The sequence below is a fragment of the Acetobacter farinalis genome, assembly GCF_011516935.1.
Classification (GTDB): domain Bacteria; phylum Pseudomonadota; class Alphaproteobacteria; order Acetobacterales; family Acetobacteraceae; genus Acetobacter; species Acetobacter farinalis.
On record NZ_WOTF01000014.1, the window covers coordinates 42,186 to 58,074 of the forward strand.

A 15,889-nucleotide genomic window follows, 5' to 3' on the forward strand; every position below is an offset into this window, starting at 1 on the left:
AGGGGCCAGACAGGAATGCACCGGGGCCTCTGCCGGATCAGGCAGAGGCGGCTGGTGCTGCCCCACCTGTGTCTGAGGCGGAAGGCGGCGTGCCGCGTGTCCCCCTGCTCTCACTGGATGGGTTTGAAGGGCCGCTCGATCTACTGCTGGATCTGGCCCGTGCGCAGAAGGTTGATCTTGCCCGTATTTCCATTCTGCAACTGGTGGAACAGTATCTCGCCGTTGTGGAATCGGCCCGCAAGGTCAGGCTGGAACTGGCGGCGGACTGGCTGGTTATGGCGGCCTGGCTGGCCTGGCTGAAATCCCGCCTGCTGCTGCCTGCTGAAGATGAGCTTGCGGCGGAGGGGGAAGACGCTGCCGAACTTCTGCAGGAACGGCTGATAGAGCTGGCCTGCATGACCGAACTCGCTCGCTGGCTGGATGTCCGCCCCCGTCTGGGGCGTGATGTGTTTGCCAGAGGCGAGGGCGAAACACTGATTGAAATTGACCGCTCCGGTCTTGCGCTGGACATGCCGCAACTCATGCGGGCCTACATGGCGGCCATGCGCCGCACAGCGCGCAAACGCATTTATGCCCCCCGCACCATACGGTTCTGGACGGTGCAGGATGCGCTGTCCCGCCTGACACGCCTGCTGGGCAAAACCCCGCCGGGCTGGAACAGTCTGGACGCGTTCCTGCCCGAACACCTGCCGGAAGAAGGCGTGGGGGAAGAGGCTGTGCGGCAGAGGCGCGCAGCTGTGGCGGGCACGCTCATCGCCGGGCTGGAACTGGCCAAGAGCGGGCGGCTGGAACTGCGGCAGGACGAAACATTCGGCAGGATCATGCTGCGCCCGCATGAGGGCGATGCCTCTGAGCTGGACGAGCATGAGGTGCCGGACGGGCACGAACTGTTGGACGAGCATGAACCTGGTGCGGATGTCTCCCGGCAGGCCAGCGCACACCCGCAGGGTGGGGCAGGCCCGGATACGGGTGAAGACCCGGCCCGCACGGCACAGCAGAAAAACAGAACCGGGCGCAAGGCGCTCCGTTCTGGCAGGGAGAGCGCATGAACGAGGAACCGGACATGAGGCCGCAGGACGGCCAGACCGGGCACACCCCGGCCCCGCAGCCAGAGGCGCTGGTGGCCTCGGCTGAGCAGTCTGCGGGGCCAGTGCCTGCTGTGCCGGAGGATGCGGTGCGGCTGGCGGAAGCGCTGATTTTTGCGGGAACGGAGCCGGTCAGCCTGCGCCGTCTGGCGGAACTGCTGGAAGCCCGAAATCTGGTGCCCGATGGTCTGGAGGATATGGGGGCGTTTGTCGCGGCGGTTATGGCGGCTCTGGTGGCACGCTATGACGGGCGTGGTGTGATGCCGGTGGAGGTGGCCGGAGGCTGGCAGTTCCGCACCGCCCCGGATCTGGCTCCGGCGCTCACGCGTGTGCTGGAAAAACCGCGCCGCCTGCCACGGGCCGTGATGGAAACGCTGGCCATTATTGCGTATCACCAGCCCTGCACCCGTGTGGAAATTGAAGAAATCCGGGGTGTCAGCCTTGGTCAGACCGTGCTGGATACGTTGATTGAAGCCTCTCTTGTGGCCCCGCGCGGGCGCAAGGAAGTGCCGGGCCGCCCGGTGCTGTGGGGGACAACGCCGGATTTCCTCCGGCATTTCGGCCTGCGTGCCCTCTCGGACCTTCCCCGGCGGGAAGAACTTCTGGTGGATGTGCCGGATACGCTGACATCGGGCAGAAAATCCGCGCAGTCTGCGGAGGAGGCCATGGGGCAGGACGGTGCACAGGAGGCTGATCAGGAGGCCGGAAGCGCGCATTCGGAAGAAGAGCGCGCGCCGGAAGATGATACCCTTACAGAAGAGGTGCGTGCTGATCCTGATCTGACCCCGGCAGAGGATCCAGTGGAGGATGAGGCACCCGCACCCCGGCCAGAGAGCAATGAGGGCGCGGGAGTGGTTTCCGAGCCGGAGCGGTCGTGATAGATCTGCGGCCTCTGTGTGTGCATCCTGCTGCCCCGTTCTTTCCGACAGGGGGCAGAGGGGGCTGCGCACGCAGGATGTGGCGTGGGGGAGAGGTGGTTCGTGCTCCTCAGGCTGTGCTGATGGGTGGTCCTGCCGATGTTTGATTTTGCCTGGTCGGAAATTGCTTTGATAGGTGCTGTGGCCCTGGTGGTCATCGGCCCGAAAGACCTGCCTGTGGCGATCAAGGGTCTGGCGGGGTTTGTGAAAAAAGCCCGCAAGATGGCAAGCGAGTTCCAGTCTCATGTGGATGAGATGGTGCGTGAGGCCGATCTTTCTGAAGTGCGGGACCATGTGCGGGATCTGCGGAACCTGAACGTGCGCGGCCGCATCATGAAAGCCATTGATGGAGATGGCACGCTGGCGCGGTCTTTTGAGGAACCGCCCGGTGTCCGCCCCGCTGGCCCCCGTGCGCTGGATGCGCCAAAGCGTTCGGCGGAGTTTTCAGGGGCGACGGGTGGGTCCACCGCCATGCTGGAAGAGCGCAGTGTGGGCCTTCCAAGCCTGCCCCCTGCTGTGGGAGGGGCTGAGTCCTATGCCGAACTCAATCCGCTTGTTGAAGATGAGGTGGTTGATGCCCCGGCGGAACTGCCCCCTGCGCATGTGCGGCGCATTGTGCAGGAACGTGCGCGGATGTTCCCGCCCGCTATTTTACCCCCCGTGCGGCTGATGCACGGGCAACGCCGGGTCGCACCGGGGCCAGCCGTGCCGGGGCAGCCCGGTGCGGAAACACCTGCGCAGGGTGGTGAGGGTGCCGGGGCCGGGCACGGACTATGATGGAGAACGAACCCCTGCAGAATGACCCCATTCACGATCAGCCCATGCCGCTGATTGACCATCTGCTTGAACTGCGCCGCAGGTTGCTGTGGTCCGGTGCGGCGTTTCTGGTGTGCTTTGCGCTGTGTTACCACTTTGCGGGGGATATCTACCTCTTTCTGGCCCGGCCTCTGGGCGAGATCATGCGGCAGCAGGGGGAGCAGCCGCATCTGATTTACACGGCGCTGTATGAAGCCTTTTTTACCTATATCCGGGTAGCGTTCTTCGGGGCCGCTTTTCTGTCTTTCCCCATTATTGCCATGCAGGCCTGGATTTTTATTGCGCCCGGCCTGTACCGCTCGGAAAAACGGGCCTTTGCCCCGTTCCTGATTGCAACGCCCATCCTGTTCCTGCTGGGGGCGGCTCTGGCCTATTATTTCATTTTCCCCATTGCCTGGCGGTTCTTCCTGTCTTTCCAGACGCCGGGCAGCACAGGCGGCGTGCAGATCGAGCTTCAGGCCAAGGTGTCTGAATATCTCTCGCTGGTCATGAAGCTGATCATGGCGTTTGGGGTCGCGTTTGAACTGCCTGTGGTGCTGACACTGCTTGCGCGCGTGGGGATTGTGACTGCCGCCATGCTCAGGCGCTTCCGCCGCTATGCCATTGTGGGGGCGTTCGTGATTGCCGCCATCCTGATGCCGCCGGATGTCATCACGCAGATAGGGCTGGCGGTTCCGCTGGTCCTTCTTTACGAAATTTCCATTCTTGCAGCGCGGCTTGTTGAGCCAAAAACAAAGCCCGCCCCGCTGTCTGAAGAGACCACTCCAGAGGAAGAGGCTTCCTGATCCATGCATGATATCCGCGCCCTGCGGGCAGACCCTGCCGCTTTTGATGCTGATCTTGCCCGCCGCGGGCTGGCCCCTGTCGCGCAGCAGCTTCTCTCATGGGATGAGGAGCGGCGGCAGGCCCAGACAGCCCTGCAGGAAAAGCAGGCCCGCCGGAAAACGCTGGCGCGTGAAATCGGCATTCTGAAGCGCACGGGTGAAGAAAGCAGCGCACTGGAAGCTGAAGGCGTTGCCATCCGTGTGGAAATGGAAGCGCTGGAAGAACGTGTGGCGTATCTGGAGGGGGAGAGCGCCACCATTCTGGCCAGCCTGCCCAACCGGCTTGACCCTTCCGTGCCGGATGGCGCGGATGAAACCGCCAACGTGGTGCAGCATGTATGGGGCACGCCCCGTGAGTTCGCGTTTACCGCACGCCAGCATTTTGAGCTGGGGGAAGCGCTGGGCCAGATGGATTTTGGCACGGCCTCCAAGCTCTCCGGTGCCCGGTTTGTGGTGCTGCGTGGCGCTCTGGCCCGTATGGCGCGTGCGCTGGGGCAGTTCATGCTGGACCAGCACAGTGATGAGAATGGCTATGTGGAAACACAGGTTCCGGTGCTGGTGAATGATGCCGCGATGTATGGCACGGACAAGCTGCCGAAATTCTCCGACCAGTCTTTCCGCACGGAAGATGGCCGCTGGCTGATCCCGACAGCGGAAGTCCCGCTGACGGCATCCGTCGCGGGGGATATTCTGGAGGCCTCCACACTGCCCCGCCGCATGACGGCTCTCAGCCAGTGCTTCCGCAGTGAGGCCGGGTCCGCCGGGCGGGATGTGCGCGGTATGCTGCGCCAGCACCAGTTTGAAAAAGTGGAAATGGTTTCCATCACCACGCCGGAAGAGAGTGAAGCGGAGCACGAGCGCATGACGCGCTGCGCCGAGAAAATTCTCGAAAAGCTGGGCGTGCCGTATCGCCGGATTCTGCTGTGCGCGGGGGATACCGGGTTCGGGGCGGCCAAGACGTTTGATCTGGAAGCATGGCTGCCGGGGCAGGCGGCGTGGCGTGAAATTTCTTCCTGCTCCAACACGCGGGATTTTCAGGCCCGCAGGATGAACGCCCGGTTCCGCCCGCAGGGGGGTGGTTCTCCGGTGTTTGTCCATACCCTGAATGGTTCCGGTCTGGCCGTGGGGCGTACGCTTATTGCGGTGATGGAAAACGGTCAGAATGAAGATGGCTCCATTACCGTGCCGGAAGTGCTGCGGCCTTATATGGGTGGTCTGGAACGGATTGGCTGAACGCCATCCGGCTCTTGTCCGGGGGCTTGCTGGAAGGTCAGTCGCACCATAAATCCAGCCTCCTGCCCCGGGATGGGAGAGGCCAGATCCATACGGATGGCCATTTGCCCGGAAATTGTTCTGGCAATGGCCAGCCCCAGCCCGCTGCCTTCCGTACCGAGGTTCCCGCGTACAAACGGGTCTGGCAGGCGGCCAAGCAGATCCGGGGCAAGGAGCGGGCAGGCATTTTCAATCGTGACACAGGCAATGTGGTCCATTGCCGAGGTAGAGGCTGAGGTAGAAGCGCAGCTCGCACAGGCAGCCTGGGCAGTGTTCTGACCGATGGTTTTCTGGCCAGCGCTGGCCAGCGGTGCTGCCCCACAGTATGCGGGATTTGTCTGAGGGGTGGAGACATGCACCTGCACCACAGACCCTTGCGGGCTGTGCCGCAGGGCATTTTCCAGCAGATTGCGGAACAGGATGCCTGCGGCGTCCAGATCTCCCAGCACATCCAGCTTTTTCAGAGCACCGGTTTCAATCTGGATGCGCGGGCAGGAGAGGTCCGGCCGGTCCAGCTCATCCGCAACCACATGCAGGACGGAGAGTAGATCAAAGCGGTCACGCCGCAGGGCTGTGCCAGCCACGGCGCGGGAGAGCTGGAGCAGTTTTTCAACCGTGCGGCTCAGGCGGTGGCTCTGGCTGATCAGCGTATCCACTCGTTCGAGGGTTTTTTCGCGGTCTTCAGCGGGCGGGGGAAGTGCTGAGGTTTCCGTGTTGTCCGGCATGGTCGGGGCGGACAGGGCTTGCAGCGTTGAGGCGCGCAGCATCTGGGCCTGTGCCAGCAGGGCTGCGATGGGGTTGCGGAGTTCATGCGCGGCGTTGGCCGCAAAGGCGCGCTCTGCGGAAAGGGCTTTATGCAGCCGCTCCAGAAGTGAGTTGACGGCCATCTGGATGGTGGAAAGCTCGATTGGCAAAGCCAGATCCGGTACGGGCTTGAGGTTGCCGCTGCCGCGTTCCCTGATTTCATCCTGCAGGCGCACAAGCGGGCGCAGCCCCCGCCGCACAATCCAGATCACCAGCAGCCAGATACACGGCACGGAGCCGATAATAGGGAGTACGGCAATCAGGATGGCGCGATGTGTTGCCTGTGTGCGGTGCAGGCGGGGTTCCCCCACCATAATGAACCGGTCGGCCTGTGCGGCGGGTGTAACATACACCCGGAACTGCGGCAGCATGTAAAACCCGCCGGACAAGGGCACGGTAAAGCGCGTTGCCGGCGCGTTGGAAGAGCGGAGAAGGACATGCCCCGCCGCATCGGTAATCTGGTAGGCGAGGGATGTGGGCTTGATATCAGACAGATGCGCCACATCCTGCCCCGGCCCCTGTTGGTTCAGGGCCAGCACGGCGAACTGGAGCCGTTCCCCTACTTCCTGAAGGGAGTCATCCAGCCGTTCGGTAATTTCGTATTGTGTGAAACCCGCTGTTGTCAGGCTGACAATGGCGAGGCAGCCTGCCACAACACCTGTCACGCCACGGATCAGGCGCGTGGCCAGCCGCCAGGGGGGAGCCGGTTTTTCGGGCGGGAGCGGGGAAGGGGGCTGGGCGGGGGTCATGAGGCAGGCGGCTGTTCAAGGCAGTATCCGCGCCCGCGCACGGTGCGGATAATATCCGCCCCCAGCTTTTTGCGAACCCGGCTGACAAACACTTCTATGGTGTTGCTGCCCACTTCTTCTTCCAGAGTATAGAGCGCATCTTCTATCCGCTCGCGGGAGCAGATGGCGCCGGGGCGGCGGGCCAGCAGTTCCACCAGAGCCCACTCCCGCGCTGTCAGATCAATCACCTGCCCGTTGCGCGTCAGACGGGTGCGCTCGAGATCAATATCGATATCGCCCACTCTCAGCCGGTTATCAACCAGAGGGCGGTAGCGGCGGCTTACGGCGGCAATGCGGGCCACCAACTCATCCAGATCATAGGGTTTGGCCAGATAGTCATCCGCGCCTTCGGAAAGACCGGCAATGCGGTCACTCACCTGATCTTCCGCTGTGGTGACCAGCACCGCCAGCGGGGAACTGGTCTGGCGGATTTCCCGCAGCAGGGTGCGCCCGCTGCCATCGGGCAGACCAAGGTCCAGCAGGAGCACATCGTAATGCACCGCCGCAAGGGCTGCGCGGCCATCCTCCAGCGTGGTGAACCAGTCCACCGTGTGGCCTGCCTGCCGCACCCGTTCCTGTACGGCAGCTCCAAGATGGGGTTCATCTTCCATGATCAGGATGCGCATGCGGGATCAGCTTTCTTCAGCGGGCGGGCGTCCTGCTTTCATAAAGCGCGCGTAGAGCAGAGGCAAAACAAACAGGGTGAGCAGGGTGGATGTTACCAGCCCGCCCACCACCACGCTGGCCAGCGGGCGCTCCACTTCCGCCCCGGCGGAGGCGGAAAAGGCCATGGGAAAAAAGCCGAGGCTGGCCACCAGCGCCGTGGCCATCACGGGCCGGAAGCGTTCCCGCGCGGCGGTAAAGGCCGCGCGGGCGGCCCCCACACCCCGGCGGCGGATCTGCTCCGCCGTGCTGACCAGCACCACGCCATTCAGAACCGCGACACCAAACAGGGCGATAAACCCGATGCCGGCGGAAATGCTGAAGGGCAGCCCGCGCAGCACCAGCGCGAAAATACCGCCGGACGCAGCCAGAGGCAGGTTACAGAACACCAGCAGCGCCAGCCGGGCCGAGCCCAGAGCGGTAATCAGCAGCAGGAAGATGAGCGTGAGGGCAATGGGCACGACAATGGCCAGCCGTTTTGAAGCAGACTGGAGGTTTCTGAACTGGCCATTCCACTGCATGGTGTAGCCGTGCGGCAGCGTGACAGTGCGCTGCACGGTTTTCTGCGCCTCCGCCACATAGGAGGCAATATCCCGCCCGCGCACATTGGCCTGAACGACAATACGCCTGCGGATACCATCGCGGCTGATCCGCGGTGGTCCGTCCTGCTGGCGGATATCCGCAACCTGAGAGAGCATGACCGTGCCGCGCCCGTCTGCCTGTATCACGCGCAGGGCACCGATATCGGCAAGGGAGCGTGCCTGCGCCGGGTCAAACCGCGCCTGCGTGGGGATGATGGCGTTCCCCTGCGTTACGGGCCGCCCGATATGGCCCCCAATGGCCTCCACCGTATCCAGAATATCCTGCACACGCACGTTCAGCCTGCCCGCGTTTTCGCGGTTTACGTCAATATGCAGGAAGGGGGTGGCGCCATCATCTTCCGCCATCACATCCGCCGCGCCGGGCACACTGTTCAGCGCCTTGATCACCTGTTCACTCAGGCGGGCAAGGGTAGGCAGATCATTCCCGAAGATGGAGACAGCAATCTGGGTCCGCACACCGGACAGCAGATCGTCCATACGCATCTGGACCGGCTGGCTCCATGAAAAGAGGGCGTCCGGCAGCGCGTTCTGAAGGGCTTTATTCATGGCCGAGACCAGTTCAGCCTGAGAGCGGCCCTGACGCGGTTCCTTGAGCAAAATGAAGCTGTCGGTTTCATTCTGGCCCATCGGGTCCGTCGGGATGGCGGCGGTGCCGGTGTTGCTGATAACCGTTTCCACTTCCGGGAAGGTTTTCAGCAGGCGTTCCTGCTGCTGCACGGATTTCAGAACCGTCTCCAGTGAAGCGGAGGGCAGGCGCAGGGCGTGCAGCGCCAGTGCACCTTCCTCGAGCTGCGGTACAAACTCGCTGCCCAGCCCCATGCCCAGAACGGCAGCCAGTACGCACACGGCCAGACTGCCGCCAACCAGAAGCCGGGGCTTGCGCACACAGCGGGAGAACAGCGGTTCATAATGCCGCCGCAGCCATTGCATCAGTCTGGTCTCATGCGGGACCTGTACCGTGCGCAGGGTGGAAACACACAGAATGGGGATCCACACAATGCAGTAAAGCAGGGAAGCGGCCAGCGCCATGATGACGGTCTGGGCCATGGGGCGGAACATCCGGCCCTCAATGTCCTGCAGAGTCAGGACGGGCAGATACACCATGATGATAACCAGAATGGCGAAGCTGACAGGCCGGGCAATCTGCTGCGCGCAGGAGCGGACCAGCTCCCCGAAGGGCACGTCTGGCTCACGCAGGCGGCGGCTGAGCACATGCTCCACCACCACAAGAGAGCTGTCCACAATCATGCCGAAATCAATGGCGCCAAGGCTGAGCAGATTGGCGGAGATGCCGAATATCCGCATGCCTGTCATGGCGCACACCAGCGCGAACGGAATAACAGAGGCAATCAGCAGGGAGGCCCGCAGGTTGCCAATCACGGCAAGCAGCACGGCCACAACCAGAGCCGCGCCAATCAGCAGGTTTTCACGCACGGTGGCAATGGTGCGGTTGGTGAGCATGGCGCGGTCGTAATAAGGCACCAGCCTGACCCCGGCGGGCAGGGATTGCGTAATGGCAGGAAGAGCGGCCCGGATGCCCGCCAGAGTGGCGTCTGAACTGGCCCCTTTTTCCATCATCACCACCCCGGTGACAATTTCACCCTGCCCGTCACGCGTGACTGCGCCCAGCCGCGTGCGCGGGACTGTGCTGATGCGCCCCAGATCCCGCAGGCGGATGGCAGTGCCTCCGGGCTGGGTTTTAACCGTAATAGCCCCGAAATCCTGCAAGGAACGCAGCAACCCGCGCCCGCCCACAACCTGTTCCTCGGCATGATGCTCGATCCAGCCGCCGCCGGAGGCGGCATTGCTGGTCTCTATGGCGCGATAGACATCGCCCACAGAAACGCCATAGGTCAGCAGGCGGGCCGGATCGAGAGTCACATTCCATGTCTCTTCCGCCCCACCCCCGATGTTGACATCGACTACACCGGGGACAAGCTTGAGCTGAGGGGCCACCGTCCAGCTTATCAGGCGGTGCAGCTCCATCAGGGAAAGGCCGGGGCCGTAAAGCTGAAACTGGAAGATTTCGCCAAGGCCTGTTGTAAGCGGCCCCATGCTGATGCTGACACCGGGCACACTGATCAGGGATCGGGCCTGCGCCATGCGTTCAGTCACACGGGCGCGGTCCAGATTGATGTCTGTAGAGTCCTCAAACTGGATATAGACCACGGAAACGCCGGAGCGTGAGATGGAACGCAGGTCTTTCACGCCGGGAATACCCGCCATGCTGCTTTCCACCGGGAAGGTAATCAGTTTTTCAACTTCTTCCGTCGCCAGACCGGGCGCTATGGCCGAAACCAGCACCTGCTGGGGTGAAATATCCGGCACGGCCTCCACCGGCAGGCCAGACAGAACAACACCCCCGCTCAGCATGAGCAGAACCAGCAGGGCCAGCAGCAGGAAGCGGGCCTGATTCAGTTTTTCAAAAAATGTCAGCACAGGCTTAATCCGTATCCATGCCGGGCAGGACGATCATGGCTTTCAGGGCCAGACTGCCGTCACTCACAATGGTCTCTCCGGCTTTCAGGCCAGACAGCACAAGGGTTTTTCCGTTTTCTTCCATCCCGGTCCGAATGGTCACGGGGCGAAAGCTGTCAGGTGCGGTTTGCACAAATACCACTGTGCGGTCTCCAAGCGTCTGGACAGCCTGCGCCGGGATGATCAGTCCGGAGCCGGTTTGCGAGGTCTGCAGGAGGCTGTTCAGCATCATGCCCGGACGCAGCTTGCCGGAAGGGTTGGGCACGCGGCTGAGCACACGCACAAGCCCGGTTGCCGGGTTTGCTGCGGTATCAATGGTCTCGATGCGGGACAGCAGGGGGGGGATTGCCGTTGTGCCATCGGGCGAGCGGGAAAGCGTTTCCTGACGCCCGCCCTCCACAAGCAGGGCGGCATCCTGCGGGGTGACATCTGAAACAATCCAGACATGCCCCGTGTCACTCACCGTCAGCAGGGGCACGGTGGGGTCCACATCCGCAGCCACAGCCGTATCAACCTGTGTCACGGTGCCATCCACGGGGGAAATCAGGGTCGAGGTTTCGTCCGCGCCATGCGTTTCAGTGGGGGAGGTGTATTCTTCCTGAAAGCGGTGCGCCAGAACGCCCAGTTCCGCCTCGTGCGTGGCAATGGTGTCCTGCGCCTGTTTCAGCACGGCCAGACGCCGGCGGGTTTCCCCACTGGAAACAGTTGTGCCCGCCAGTGCGCGTGCGCGTTCATATGATGCGGCGGCATCATCCCGCGCGGCCTTGGCGGCGGCCAGTGCGGAGCGTGTCTGCACCTCCTGCAGCCGGGCCAGATGCAGGGCGTGGTTCTGATAGGTCAGCAGGGTGTCCCCCGTTTTCACACTCTGCCCCGGCAGCACGGCGACTGTGAGCACCTTGCCGTTCCCTGCGGCATGCAGCGTGACCGTGCGGGTGACATCCGGCTGCACATGGGCCGTGGCGGGCAGCATATGCACCAGCGTGCCGGATGTGACAGGTACGCACTGCAGCCCCTCGTTCCGGATGGCCTCGGCAGAAAGTTTCAGAGTCTGGGGCGGGGTCTCTTCAGCCAGAACAGTCACGGGTGCTGCGGCAAGAACGCAAAGAAAAAGCGCAAGATATTTCATGGTAAGGACTGTTTTTTTCTGAAAGGGTTTGCCTGAAAACCGGTCATGCAGCCTGCGGGCGGCGCGTTCCGATTTGGCGGAGGTCTGTATTCCGTCCATCATTCAGGGCCGCCACTGCTGCGGGGGGAAGAGACCAGTTCCGGAATACGCAGCGGTTCACCGGGGCGGCGTGTATGCGGAGTGCCTGCGTCCTCCGGGATTTCCATCTCTGCACCAGAGGAAGCTGGCCGGGCGGAGGGGCGGCGTGCCAGGGCAGGGGCCTGCTCCAGCCCCGGAATGGCTCCGGCGGCAATCAGGGCGCGGGCAATGGCTGTATGCCAGAGAATTTCCGCCCGGTCCCGCACCAGATCGGCCGCATAGGCCGCCTGTCTGGCCCTCAGTGCATCATCCAGAGAGGTTTCCTGAAGTTTCCAGGAGCGTTCCATAAGGTCCGCCCGACTTTCCAGTTGCTGGGCTGCTGTGCGCGCACTTTTTAGGGTGGAGGATGCGGAGGTCAGCCTTGCCCGGATCTGGGCAATTTCCTGCCGGACCATGCGGCGTGTCAGAGTCTCCTGTGTCTCTGCCGCGGCCACCCGGTTGCGGGCGGCGGCCAGGAGTGGCGCGTTATGCACAGCGCTGGGCAGCGCCATGGTGAAGTTTACCCCCACGCGGGTATCCCACGGGCTGCCGTACTGGGCTTCGTGAATGGCCCCGACACCAACCTGCGGGTTGGGCATGAAGGACCGGCGGGCCAGCACCATATCTGCATTGGCTGCGGCGGTTTCTTTCTGTGCGGCCCGTACACGGGGGTCATTTTCTTCCACCGTGTGGGCCACCAGCTTTTCCTCGGCACTCTGTGGCGCCGTAAAAGCGAGGATATCCGGCACTATGGGTGAACCCAGCAGGGCCACCAGCCCGGCGGCGGCTGTCTGGGCTTCTTCCCGCGCCATGGTGGCATCGGTCTGGGCAGAGGCCTGTGCCGCTTCAGCCATCTGCTGGTCAGCCAGTGTCATTTCGCCAGTTGTGGCAGCACGCGCCACATGAGCGCTCAGGCGGGCGGCGGCACTGGCCAGCGCCTGCGTGCTGGCCATCCGCTTGTGGGCCAGCATGGCGGCTGCCGTGGCGTCCAGCAGGCGCACAGCAAGGGCCATATGTTCTTCACTACTGCGTTCTGTCGCGGCTTCCGCTTCGGCCTTGGCGACCTTCCGGGTCGCGCTGCCCTGCCCCGGTAACCAGAGCGGGACGCTTATCCCGCCTTCATAGGTTGTATAGCCAATGTTGGAGCCAATGGCGTGGTCATCAAAATACGAACCGGAAAGCGATGGCCCCCCGGCAAACCAGCTTCCCGCCGCTCTGGCACGGGATTCGGCGGAGTAACGGTTTGTTCCCAGCTCGGACCGGCGCGGGTCCTGCGCCCAGGCCATGGCCAGGGCATCAGGAAAGGACAGGCGTTGCCCGGCTGTTTCGTCCTGCCCTGCGAGAGGGGCTGCGTGCGCAGGCGCCAAAAGCAGGGTGTTCAGAGCTGTGAGCAGAACAAGGCTGCGGCGGGCAGAGAGCTTCATGTGGTACAACAAGACACCCTGGTCTGAGTGTTGTGCCTCTGCCGCACGGCGGGGTGCTCAGAGGCAGGACGACAAGCGGAGCCCTTTCATACCGGTTGAACCTGACTGGAAGCTGAACGCGCCGGGGAACCTGTCGAGGATCATGACCTATTAATTTATTCGGACAGGCAAAAGGCAGTCTCTCGCAGAGCGAAAAATCAAAACCTCCCTGCAACTGGCATCTGTATAAGCATCTGTATAAAAAACGTCACCGTATCGAAAATATCTTCGCAAAGCTTGAAGACTGGCGTCGTATTGCTGCCAGATACGACCGTGGCACACATACGTTCATGTCTGCAATACATGTCGCCTCAAGCTTCATATTCTATCTCAAAGAATTAGTCCTGAGCCTATGATTACAGACGTTGCCGTCTCGCATATTCCCGTTGTGGGATCAGGCACTGTAATTACGAGAAAAGACATCGAAAGAAGCTCACATCCTGGAAAGCATCGCTGGGTCGCCGAGCGCACATTCGCCTGGATCTCACGTCTCAGACGTCTTACCGTTCGCTACGAACGAAGAGTCGACATCCATCTCGCATTCACCACGATCGCAAGCTCACCTATATGCTTCCGGGCACTCAAAACGTGGTTTTGAAAGGCGTTCTTATTCAAGCCCAAAAATTGTCAGAACAGAGGGCGTCACCTCTGTTCGATCTTGCATTCCACCTGAAAGATTTTGTTGACATACCGCACAGCATGAAATAAAAATATTACACATGAAACATATTAATGATGAACCAATCGATGAGGATAAATGAGAATCAGATGCTGGAGACCTTGGCTGCCCTTGCGAATCCACATCGACTTCGAATCCTCGAAGTGTTGCATGCTGAAGGGCGGGCTTATGTCAGTCAGCTTGCACGCAAGCTAGGTATTAGCCGTCCCCTGCTGCATTTACATCTGAAAAAGTTACAGGACGCAGGGCTTGTATTGAGCAAGATGGAATTATCGCAAGATGGAAAGTCGTTAAATTACTTCGAGATCGTAATGTTTGATATTGCTCTAAACCCGGCCTCTGTTGCTGACGCCGCTCGTTCTCTACCTCTTTCCACAAAATACGAAATCTCTGAAAGGGACAAACATGAATGATCATGCCTCGGCATTTCTTCTTACCACCATCCTGGTGCTGGTTGTAATTGTACTGATCTTTGGGATGAAATACTTCTCTTCTGCGCGATCTGTAAGGCTGCAGATCAACAGTGAAGGTGCTTATCGTGATCTCGCGGCGCGCTCCATCAAAACTCAGGAAGACTGTGTAAGTGGGGTATCGGCCACCAAGAGATCAATCGCTGAGATAGAAAGACGCCTTGCGAATATTGAAAAGGTTCTCAAGGAGGTTGATTGATGCGGTCGCCCGAGATGCTTGAAGAAATCGCGCAGTTGAGAAGGATGCGCTTTGCGTCACTTCTGGAAGGTTCAACTCTCATGATTCTTATAGGGATTGCTGTTCCTTTGAAATACTTTGAGGGATTATCTGTGACAACTTCTATTGTGGGCCCAATTCATGGAATGGCTTTTATTTTTTACTTCTGGATGCTGATCCAGACCGTTTCAGATGGAAAATGGGCTCTAAACGATGTAATCCGAATGATTGTAGCAGCCCTTATTCCGTTTGGGACATTTGTAAATGAACGAGCACTGGCTCGTCGCCAGGCTTTATTGCTCGAAACCACTCAGTGAGGTTGCTGTGGTTTATCTTTGGCTTAAGGCATTTCATGTTATTGCCGCAATCGTTTGGATTGGAGGAATGCTTGCTACTTCCATTCTTATACTAAGCAGCGTACGTGAAGGTCAGCAGATACAAAAAGCCAGCTCGTCAACGTTGATTACGTCCGTGCGTCGTTGGGATCAAAGGGTTACCAGTCCAGCAATGTTCGTAACCTGGGCGTTAGGGTTGGCTATTGCGTTATTGGGGGGATGGTTTCCTGCGGCCTGGCTGATTGTCAAACTTTGTATCGTCTTGTTGTTGTCGGCTCTTTACGGATGGCTATCAAGGAAGCTCTTTTGGCAGCAAGAGAAAAAATCAATATCAGCTTTTCCTAAACCACAGTGTATTCCTTTTGTGGTAATTCTGGCGATTGCTGCTATCGTCATGCTTGTAGTTACAAAACCCATTTGAAAACTTTAAAAAAATAAACCTTGGCTCTTTCATGGGTAAATATTTCTAATATTAAATAAAAATCAACAAAATCCATCTCTAAAAATAGTGAAGCTATAACCCTTTATAGGTAGGAGAAATCTATAGTGATTGTGTCGAAAAGAAGAGCAATAGTCACCTTGGCTGCTGGCGTGGTTGCAGCATCTGTGTTGAATCCTGATAAAAGTAAAGCGGAGGAAAATTCTTTGCAAGGAAGTAAGTATTTTGTTTCGCGTGCTACTGCTCGTCCCAAGCCGAAAATTGGCATGCTTATTTTTCCGGGGGTTACCTCTCTCGATTTGATTGGACCGCAGTCGGTATTGGCTGCTACCAGCGACATTTTTCTCATATGGAAAAACAAGAATCTACTTTTGTCCGATAGTGGACTGATTTTGAAACCTGATACGACTTTAGAAGAAAGTCCTAAAAACCTTGACGTGCTTTTTGTACCAGGAGGTCCAGGCCAAGTTGAAGTGATGCGAGATTCTGATGTGTTGAAGTTTCTTGCTGATCGTGGCTCACGAGCAAATTATGTTACCTCTGTTTGCACTGGTGCTCTTGTACTTGGAGCTGCAGGACTTTTGCAGGGTTATAAAGCTGGCACACACTGGGCAGCGCTTTCACTTTTACCTCTGTTCGGTGCAAAGCCTGTGAACGAACGAGTGGTAGTTGACCGTAATCGTCTAGAGCACGTCCACTGAACGATGAATCGTGTGGGGTGACATGGGGCATAGATTGTGATTCACCGTTTCCATTGATGGAGATGGTGATGGCACGAGCATTGAGTGACGATC

At 59.8% G+C, this 15,889-nt stretch carries 15 protein-coding genes and 1 pseudogene; 11 read left to right on the forward strand and 5 right to left on the reverse strand.

All coding sequences use genetic code 11. From position 1 onward, the window contains the following. Positions 1–19: 19 nt before the first annotated feature. From GOB82_RS10145 to serS, 5 genes and pseudogenes are all read left to right on the forward strand, one after another. Positions 20–887 (forward strand): annotated as a pseudogene (locus GOB82_RS10145) (segregation and condensation protein A); the annotation flags it as partial. Between the two features lie 176 nt (positions 888–1,063). Next, a complete protein-coding gene (gene scpB / locus GOB82_RS10150) occupies positions 1,064–1,963 on the forward strand; it encodes an SMC-Scp complex subunit ScpB (protein WP_338078194.1) in 900 nt (299 codons plus the stop codon). Between the two features lie 138 nt (positions 1,964–2,101). Further along, positions 2,102–2,779 carry a Sec-independent protein translocase protein TatB gene (gene tatB / locus GOB82_RS10155; protein ID WP_166122688.1) on the forward strand — a complete coding sequence of 226 codons (678 nt, stop codon included), beginning with the start codon at positions 2,102–2,104 and terminating at the stop codon, positions 2,777–2,779. Then, positions 2,776–3,603 (forward strand): twin-arginine translocase subunit TatC, encoded by an 828-nt coding sequence (gene tatC / locus GOB82_RS10160; protein WP_166122690.1) that lies wholly within the window; start codon positions 2,776–2,778, stop codon positions 3,601–3,603. Before tatB ends, tatC begins: the two co-directional genes overlap by 4 nt. 3 nt (positions 3,604–3,606) lie before the next feature. Continuing rightward, entirely contained in the window at positions 3,607–4,875 is a 1,269-nt protein-coding gene (serS, locus tag GOB82_RS10165; RefSeq protein ID WP_166122692.1) for a serine--tRNA ligase, read from the forward strand. Here the strand turns inward: serS and GOB82_RS10170 are convergent. The 5 genes from GOB82_RS10170 to GOB82_RS10190 are packed head-to-tail and all read right to left on the reverse strand — an operon-like array spanning position 4,845 to position 12,916. After that, positions 4,845–6,467 carry a sensor histidine kinase gene (locus tag GOB82_RS10170; RefSeq protein ID WP_166122694.1) on the reverse strand — a complete coding sequence of 541 codons (1,623 nt, stop codon included), beginning with the start codon at positions 6,465–6,467 and terminating at the stop codon, positions 4,845–4,847. The two genes, serS and GOB82_RS10170, sit on opposite strands and share 31 nt — an antisense overlap. Next, entirely contained in the window at positions 6,464–7,132 is a 669-nt protein-coding gene (locus tag GOB82_RS10175; protein WP_166122696.1) for a response regulator transcription factor, read from the reverse strand. Before GOB82_RS10175 ends, GOB82_RS10170 begins: the two co-directional genes overlap by 4 nt. Before the next feature lie 6 nt (positions 7,133–7,138). Then, positions 7,139–10,210: an efflux RND transporter permease subunit gene (locus GOB82_RS10180; RefSeq protein ID WP_265794564.1), complete on the reverse strand. Its 3,072-nt coding sequence runs from the start codon at positions 10,208–10,210 to the stop codon at positions 7,139–7,141. 4 nt (positions 10,211–10,214) lie between these two features. Beyond that, entirely contained in the window at positions 10,215–11,477 is a 1,263-nt protein-coding gene (locus GOB82_RS10185) for an efflux RND transporter periplasmic adaptor subunit (RefSeq protein WP_166122698.1), read from the reverse strand. Next, entirely contained in the window at positions 11,474–12,916 is a 1,443-nt protein-coding gene (locus GOB82_RS10190) for a TolC family protein (RefSeq protein ID WP_242007336.1), read from the reverse strand. Before GOB82_RS10190 ends, GOB82_RS10185 begins: the two co-directional genes overlap by 4 nt. A 391-nt stretch (positions 12,917–13,307) precedes the next feature. On the opposite strand from GOB82_RS10190, the gene GOB82_RS10195 reads away from it, so the two are divergent. The 6 genes from GOB82_RS10195 (at position 13,308) to GOB82_RS10220 (ending at position 15,796) form a co-directional block, all read left to right on the forward strand. Then, positions 13,308–13,553 carry a transposase gene (locus tag GOB82_RS10195; RefSeq protein WP_166122700.1) on the forward strand — a complete coding sequence of 82 codons (246 nt, stop codon included), beginning with the start codon at positions 13,308–13,310 and terminating at the stop codon, positions 13,551–13,553. Between the two features lie 170 nt (positions 13,554–13,723). Beyond that, the gene (locus GOB82_RS10200; RefSeq protein WP_242007337.1) at positions 13,724–14,047 is read left to right on the forward strand and encodes an ArsR/SmtB family transcription factor; all 324 of its coding nucleotides are present in this window, start codon (positions 13,724–13,726) and stop codon (positions 14,045–14,047) included. Beyond that, positions 14,040–14,303 carry a hypothetical protein gene (locus GOB82_RS10205; RefSeq protein ID WP_166122704.1) on the forward strand — a complete coding sequence of 88 codons (264 nt, stop codon included), beginning with the start codon at positions 14,040–14,042 and terminating at the stop codon, positions 14,301–14,303. Before GOB82_RS10200 ends, GOB82_RS10205 begins: the two co-directional genes overlap by 8 nt. After that, positions 14,303–14,638 (forward strand): DUF3817 domain-containing protein, encoded by a 336-nt coding sequence (locus tag GOB82_RS10210; RefSeq protein WP_198911968.1) that lies wholly within the window; start codon positions 14,303–14,305, stop codon positions 14,636–14,638. Before GOB82_RS10205 ends, GOB82_RS10210 begins: the two co-directional genes overlap by 1 nt. 7 nt (positions 14,639–14,645) lie before the next feature. Beyond that, a complete protein-coding gene (locus GOB82_RS10215) occupies positions 14,646–15,077 on the forward strand; it encodes a CopD family protein (RefSeq protein ID WP_166122706.1) in 432 nt (143 codons plus the stop codon). A 125-nt stretch (positions 15,078–15,202) separates the two neighbouring features. Beyond that, entirely contained in the window at positions 15,203–15,796 is a 594-nt protein-coding gene (locus tag GOB82_RS10220; protein ID WP_198911969.1) for a DJ-1/PfpI family protein, read from the forward strand. Positions 15,797–15,889: the final 93 nt, after the last annotated feature.